6 protein-coding genes and 1 pseudogene are annotated in these 6,419 nt (G+C 65.3%); 4 read left to right on the top strand and 3 right to left on the bottom strand.

Translation table 11 applies throughout. From position 1 onward, the window contains the following. On the bottom strand, positions 1 to 481 hold a 481-nt coding region (locus NW75_RS15560), incomplete at its 3' end, for a prephenate dehydratase domain-containing protein (protein WP_033966101.1). Positions 482 to 636: 155 nt separating this feature from the next. Here NW75_RS15560 and NW75_RS15555 point away from each other — a divergent pair. Then, a complete protein-coding gene (locus tag NW75_RS15555; protein ID WP_033966100.1) occupies positions 637 to 1,305 on the top strand; it encodes a c-type cytochrome in 669 nt (222 codons plus the stop codon). Between the two features lie 43 nt (positions 1,306 to 1,348). Here NW75_RS15555 and NW75_RS15550 read toward each other — a convergent pair whose 3' ends face one another. Next, positions 1,349 to 2,287 (bottom strand): TIGR00730 family Rossman fold protein, encoded by a 939-nt coding sequence (locus NW75_RS15550; protein WP_231565242.1) that lies wholly within the window; start codon positions 2,285 to 2,287, stop codon positions 1,349 to 1,351. Positions 2,288 to 2,324: 37 nt separating this feature from the next. Next, on the bottom strand, positions 2,325 to 2,945 hold the full coding sequence (locus tag NW75_RS15545; RefSeq protein ID WP_052192447.1) for an extensin family protein: 621 nt from the start codon (positions 2,943 to 2,945) through the stop codon (positions 2,325 to 2,327). A 221-nt stretch (positions 2,946 to 3,166) separates the two neighbouring features. On the opposite strand from NW75_RS15545, the pseudogene NW75_RS15540 reads away from it, so the two are divergent. From NW75_RS15540 to NW75_RS15530, 3 genes and pseudogenes are all read left to right on the top strand, one after another. Further along, a pseudogene (locus tag NW75_RS15540) lies at positions 3,167 to 4,296 on the top strand (phosphoserine transaminase). 138 nt (positions 4,297 to 4,434) lie between these two features. Continuing rightward, complete coding sequence (gene serA / locus NW75_RS15535) at positions 4,435 to 6,012, top strand: phosphoglycerate dehydrogenase (protein ID WP_033966102.1); 1,578 nt, start codon at positions 4,435 to 4,437, stop codon at positions 6,010 to 6,012. A 93-nt stretch (positions 6,013 to 6,105) separates the two neighbouring features. Continuing rightward, positions 6,106 to 6,419: endonuclease domain-containing protein (locus tag NW75_RS15530; RefSeq protein ID WP_033966099.1), on the top strand; the 314-nt coding region annotated here is incomplete at its 3' end.

Raw genomic sequence — 6,419 nt, 5'->3', positions numbered from 1 at the left:
CCTCGCGGCGCTCCGCCACCAGCGCCGCCGCGCCTGCGGTGTCGGGATAGGCGACGGGGGCAATGCCGTGATCGCGCAGCCACAACCGGCATTGGCCGAGTGCCTGCGGATGGCTCATCGCCTCGCGTACGCCCGACAACGGCCCGGTGCCCATCAGGGCATAGCGAATACCGAGAAAATGCTCTCCGGTGATGACCAGCCCCGATTCGGGCAGCAGGAAATGCATGTCGGCGACACGGCCATGCAGCGAATTTTCGATCGGAATCATCGCGCAATCGGCGCGAAAATCGCGCACCGCATCGATCGCATCGGCAAAATCAAAGCACGGCAGCGGCAGCCCATCCGGGAACGCCTCGCGCGCGGCGATATGCGAATTCGCGCCGGGGGCACCCTGAAAAGCGACGGTGCGGGCGGGATCGATGGCGGCGGCAGCGGTCATCTCGGCGACGAGCGCGCGGGCGGGTTCGGGGAAATTTTCCATGGGTGCCGGGCGGTACTGCGCTCGTCGTCGCGCTGCAAGCCATCGCCACCCCGCCCGCCAACGGCGCTTGCGATGCACGCCGCGCGAATCTATGGGTTGGGCGACTTCGTGGCTCTAACAGGGGCCGTCCCGCGGCAGAAGGTTTAGGACGAGACATGGACAACCGGACCAATACGATCGCTGGCTGGGTTTTGGGCTCCATGGGCGTCGCGCTTGCGCTCGGCATCGCCGGAAATATGATCGTCCATCCGATCAAGGCCGAAAAGGCCGGCTATCCGATCGAGGGCGGCGCGGAAGAAGGTGCCGGAGCGGCTGCCGCCGACAAGCCGATCGCCGAATTGCTGGCCACGGCGGACACTGCGCACGGTGCCGAAGTGTTCAAGAAATGCTCCGCTTGCCACACGATCGCCCAGGGCGGTGCCAATGGCATCGGCCCGAACCTGTGGGCGACCGTGGGGGAAGCGATCGCGCAGGGTAAAGCGGGTTACGCCTTTTCCGATGCGCTGAAGACCGCAGGCGCTGGCAAGAAATGGGATTTCGAAGAGCTCAACAAATGGCTCACCAGCCCGCGCGCCTTTGCGGCGGGCACCAAGATGACCTTTGCCGGGTTGACCAGCGGCAAGGACCGCGCGGACGTGATCGCCTATCTCAACACGCAAGGCTCCAACCTGCCACTGCCAGCAGCTGCGCCCGCCGCGACCGAAGCCAAGGCACCGCCCGCCGCTGGCGCGGCTGATCCCGGTGGCAAGGCGTCGCCTGCCGCAGCCGATCTGGGCAACGCCACCGTGCCTGCCGCAGCCGGGGCGGAACCGGCCAAGAAATGATATGATCTGCGCCCCCCGGGTCCAACCCCAGGGGGCGGCGGGCTCAGTCCTTGTCGCGGTAAAACGCCTTCACCACGTCCCACCCCTCCTGGGCGGTTTCGACGAAGGTGAAGATCTTGAGGTCCTTGGCCGAGACCACGCCTTCTTCGACCAGCGCCTCGAAATTGACGACGCGGTTCCAGAATTCGCGACCATAGAGCAGCACCGGGATCGGCGCGATCTTGCCGGTCTGGATCAGCGTCAGCAACTCGAACAGTTCGTCGAACGTGCCGAACCCGCCCGGAAACGCCGCCAGTGCGCGCGCGTGCAGCAGGAAGTGCATCTTGCGCAGCGCGAAATAGTGGAACTGCATCGACAGCGCCGGGGTGACATAGGGGTTGGGCGCTTGCTCATGCGGCAGCACGATGTTGAGCCCGATCGATTCGTGCCCGCAATCTGCCGCACCGCGGTTCGCCGCTTCCATGATCGACGGGCCACCGCCCGAACAGACCACGAAGTGCCGCTTGCCATCGGTATCGACCGGGAAGCTGCTCGCCAGCCGCCCGAGCTCGCGCGCCACGTCATAATATTTGGACTTGGCGACCAGCCGCTCGGCAATGCGGATCGCTTGCTCGCGGTCGCCTTCGGCGGCGTGCGCGATCTCGAGTAAAGCCTGCGCCTTGGCCGGTTCGGGAATGCGCGCCGATCCATACATCACGAAGGTCGAGGCGATATTGGCCTCGTCCATGATGAGCTGGGGCTTCAGCAGTTCGAGCTGGAAGCGCACCGGGCGCAAATCCTCGCGCAACAGGAAATCCATGTCCTGAAAGGCGAGGCGATAGGCCGGGTTCTCGGTCTGCGGCGTGCTGACCGCCGTCTTGGCAGTTTCGGCATCCTGCCGCGCGCGAGGAAAGACCCGCGACGGCACGTGCGTATCGCGCGCATCGGACTCGTGGACGAGCGAGTCTTGGGCTGGGGCGTCCGGGTTCGGAGTGTCGTTCATCCACCGCCCCTAAGCCACTGCGCCGCGAATTTGAAGCCTAGCGGCAAAACCCGGCATGATCGTCTTCCAGATGCAGATGGTTGTAATGCACCGCATTGTAATCCGGGCTCAGCACCGTGCCGAAGCGCTTGCACGCCGACGCGCGGATCGTGCGCAGGAACGCGCGTGCTTGCGCATCGCCACCATTCCAGTTCTGCTGGATGGTGATGCGGTGGCCATCTTTCAGCACGAAGCCCGATATATCGACTGCATTGGCGGTCGCGTGGCCCGACAAGCGCCCGCCAGCGCCCGGCGCACCGACCACGGCGCGACACGCATAGCTGCCCATGCTTTCGATCCGCACCAGATCGCTGCCCAGCATCTGCCGCGCCGCCGGGGCCACGGCATAATCGACCCACGCAGTGAAGTTGCGCGCGAGGCCACAGCGCATGGCCTTGAGGTTGGTGACCGGCACGCCGATGTCGATCAGTTGCAGTGTCCCGATCAACCGACAGCCGCCCCCATAGTCGCGATCCGGCAAGGGCGAGAAGCGCACATCTTCGCGCGAGAGGTCGGCGTAGCAAGCCTGCGTCTCGCGGCTGGTCGGCAAGGCGAGCGTCACCGGCCTGGCCCCGCGCGGGCGTGGCGGGGGGCGGCGGTCCTGCCCACCGCCGGCCATGCAGCCGGCGAGCAGGAGCAAGAAAAGAAGGGCGGCGCGTTTCACCCTCTTTCTATAGCCCACGCGACTCGCGAAGGGATAGCGAAGCTGCGCGGTCGCGGCAGAGAGATGTCGTGGCGTGGCAAGCGGATCACGGGTTGACCGCCGGGTGAAACTGTCTAGGGCGGTCGACGGGCCACGCGGTCCCAACGCCGCGCGTGCTCTCTGTAAGGAGAGACTACATGACTGACCTTCCTGCGCGTCCCGCGCATCTGCCTGCACGCCCGTATTTTTCCTCGGGCCCGTGCGCCAAGCCTCCGGGCTGGACCCCCGCCAATCTTGCCACCGAATCGCTGGGGCGCTCGCACCGCTCGAAGATCGGCAAGGCGCGGCTGCAATATTCCATCGATCTGATGCGCGAGTTGTTGAAGCTCCCCGCCACGCACCGCATCGGCATCGTCCCCGGTTCCGACACCGCGCGTTCGAAATGGCGATGTGGACGATGCTGGGCGCAAAGCCCGTCACCGCGCTCGCCTGGGAAAGCTTTGGCGAAGGCTGGGTGACCGACGCGGTCAAGCAACTCAAGATCGACCCCACCGTCCTGCGCGCCGATTATGGCCAATTGCCCGATCTGAACGCGGTCGACTGGTCGAACGACGTTTTGTTCACCTGGAACGGCACCACTTCGGGCGTGCGCGTACCGAATGCCGACTGGATCCCTGGGACCCGCGAGGGCCTCAGCTTCGCCGACGCGACCAGCGCGGTGTTCGCGTACGACATTGACTGGGCGAAGATCGACGTCGCCACCTTCTCCTGGCAGAAGGTGCTGGGCGGCGAAGGCGCGCACGGCGTGCTGATCCTGGGGCCGCGCGCGGTCGAACGGCTCGAAAGCTACACCCCCGCCTGGCCGCTCCCCAAGGTGTTCCGCCTGGTCTCCAAGGGCAAGCTCACCGAAGGCGTGTTCAAGGGCGAGACGATCAACACCCCCTCGATGCTCGCCGTCGAAGACGCCATCGCCGCGCTCGAATGGGCGAAGACCGTCGGCGGCGCCGAAGGCCTGATCGCCCGCAGCGACGCCAATGCCGCAGCACTCGATAAGATCGTAGCCGACCGCTCGTGGCTCGGCCATCTCGCCGCCGATCCGGCGTCACGCTCCAGGACCAGCGTCTGCCTGACGGTCGAGGGTGCCGACGAAGCCTTCATCAAGGCCTTCGCCGGTCTGCTCGAAAAAGAGCATGCCGCGTATGACATCGCCGGTTACCGCGATGCCCCGGCGGGCTTGCGCATCTGGTGCGGCGCGACCGTCGACACCGCCGACATCGTCGCGCTCGGGCCATGGCTCGACTGGGCCTATGCGAGCGTGAAGAACTAGTCTCCGTCATTCCCGCGAAGGCGGGAATCCATAATCCCGACGTCCATACCCGATCCGCAACGCCAGCCCATATGGATCCCCGCCTGCGCGGGGATGACGCTGGTTGAGATGACGGACGCGAAAACGAAGGAAGTCCCCATGCCTAAAGTGCTTATTTCCGACAAAATGGACCCCAAAGCGGCGCAAATCTTCCGCGAACGCGGCGTCGAGGTCGATGAAATCACCGGCAAGACCCCGGAAGAACTGATCGCGATCATCGGCGATTATGATGGTCTGGCGATCCGCAGCTCGACCAAGGTGACCAAGGCGATCCTAGCCGCCGCGACCAATTTGAAGGTCATTGGCCGCGCCGGGATCGGCGTGGATAATGTCGATATTCCAGCGGCGTCTGCGCAGGGCGTGGTGGTCATGAACACCCCCTTCGGCAACTCCATCACCACCGCCGAACATGCGATCGCCCTCATGTTCGCGCTCGCCCGCCAATTGCCCGAGGCCGACGCCTCGACCCAGGCCGGCAAGTGGGAAAAGAACCGCTTCATGGGCGTGGAATTAACCAGCAAAACCTTGGGGTTAATCGGTGCCGGCAACATCGGCTCGATCGTCGCAGACCGCGCCCGCGGGCTGAAGATGAAGGTCATCGCCTTCGATCCCTTCCTGAGCCCCGAACGTGCGCTCGAACTCGGCATCGAAAAGGTCGAATTGGACGACCTCCTCGCCCGCGCCGATTTCATCACGCTGCACACCCCGCTCACCGACCAGACCCGCAACATCCTCTCGGCCGAGGCGCTGGCCAAGACCAAGAAGGGCGTGCGCATCGTCAATTGCGCGCGCGGCGGGTTAATCGACGAAGCCGCGCTCAAGGCCGGGCTCGATTCGGGTCATATCGGTGGTGCAGCCCTCGACGTGTTCGTCGAGGAACCGGCCAAGGCATCGCCCCTGTTCGGCACCCCCAACTTCGTCTCGACCCCGCACCTCGGCGCATCGACGACCGAAGCGCAGGTCAATGTCGCGATCCAAGTCGCTGAACAAATGGCCGATTTCCTCGTCGCGGGCGGCGTCACCAACGCGCTCAACATGCCGAGCCTGTCGGCCGAGGAAGCCCCGCGCCTCAAGCCGTACATGGCGCTGGCCGAAAAGCTCGGCAGCCTGGTCGGGCAGCTAACCCACGGCGCGATCGCGCGCATCTCGGTCCATGCCGAGGGTGCCGCTGCCGAGCTCAACCAGAAGCCGATCGTCGCCGCCGTGCTGGCCGGGTTCCTGCGCACGCAGACCGACACCGTCAACATGGTCAACGCGCCCTTGCTCGCCAAGGAACGCGGCATCGAAGTGCGCGAAGTCCGCACCGAGCGCGAGGGCGATTACCACACGCTGCTGCGCGTCTCGGTCAAGACCGATGCGGGCGAGCGTTCGGTCGCCGGCACGCTGTTCGGCGATTCGGCCCCGCGCGTGGTCGAACTGTTCGGCATCAAGGTCGAGGCCGATCTCGCCGGCCACATGCTGTATGTCGTCAACGAGGACGCGCCGGGCTTCATCGGACGTCTCGGCACCTTGCTCGGCACGGCGGGCGTCAACATCGGCACCTTCCACCTCGGTCGCCGCTCGGCCGGTGGCGAGGCGGTGCTGCTGCTGTCGATCGACGATGCGGTGACGCCGGAGCTGCTCGCGCAAATCCGCGCCCTGCCCGGCGTGAAGACCGCGATGGGCTTGGCGTTCTGATCTGCTACTTAAGCCCTCTCCCCCTTGGGGAGAGGGTTTGGGAGAGGGGCAGTGCCAAAAACGGACGAAGCGTTACTCGCACGCGCAAAAGCCATGCGCAGCGAAATGACACAGCCCGAGCGCGAACTCTGGACCGCTCTGCGTGCCAAGCGCTTCGCTGACACCAAGTTCTCGCGCCAAGTCGTCATTCCCCCCTACATCGCCGATTTCGCAGCCCGCACGCACAAGCTGGTGATCGAGCTTGACGGCGACACGCACGCAGGCAACGAGCAGCGCGACGCCCGCAGAACGGCGTGGTTGGAAGAGCAAGGCTATCGCGTGATCAGGTTTAATAACACCGATGTGATGGGGAATCTGGAGGGCGTTCTGCTCTCTATCGAGGTTGCGCTTGCGACGGCCCCTCTCCC

Origin of the sequence: Sphingomonas sp. Ant H11 (assembly GCF_000797515.1) — a bacterium.
Taxonomy (GTDB): Bacteria; Pseudomonadota; Alphaproteobacteria; order Sphingomonadales; family Sphingomonadaceae; genus Sphingomonas.
This window is presented reverse-complemented; position numbering and strand designations above follow the sequence as displayed.

Excerpts from the sequence above, each read along its gene's own strand:
- NW75_RS15555 (WP_033966100.1), top strand. The coding sequence starts at position 637 with ATGGACAACCGGACCAATACGATCGCTGGCTGGGTTTTGGGCTCCATG.
- NW75_RS15550 (WP_231565242.1), bottom strand. The coding sequence starts at position 2,287 with ATGAACGACACTCCGAACCCGGACGCCCCAGCCCAAGACTCGCTCGTC.
- NW75_RS15545 (WP_052192447.1), bottom strand. The coding sequence starts at position 2,945 with ATGGCCGGCGGTGGGCAGGACCGCCGCCCCCCGCCACGCCCGCGCGGG.
- serA (WP_033966102.1), top strand. The coding sequence starts at position 4,435 with ATGCCTAAAGTGCTTATTTCCGACAAAATGGACCCCAAAGCGGCGCAA.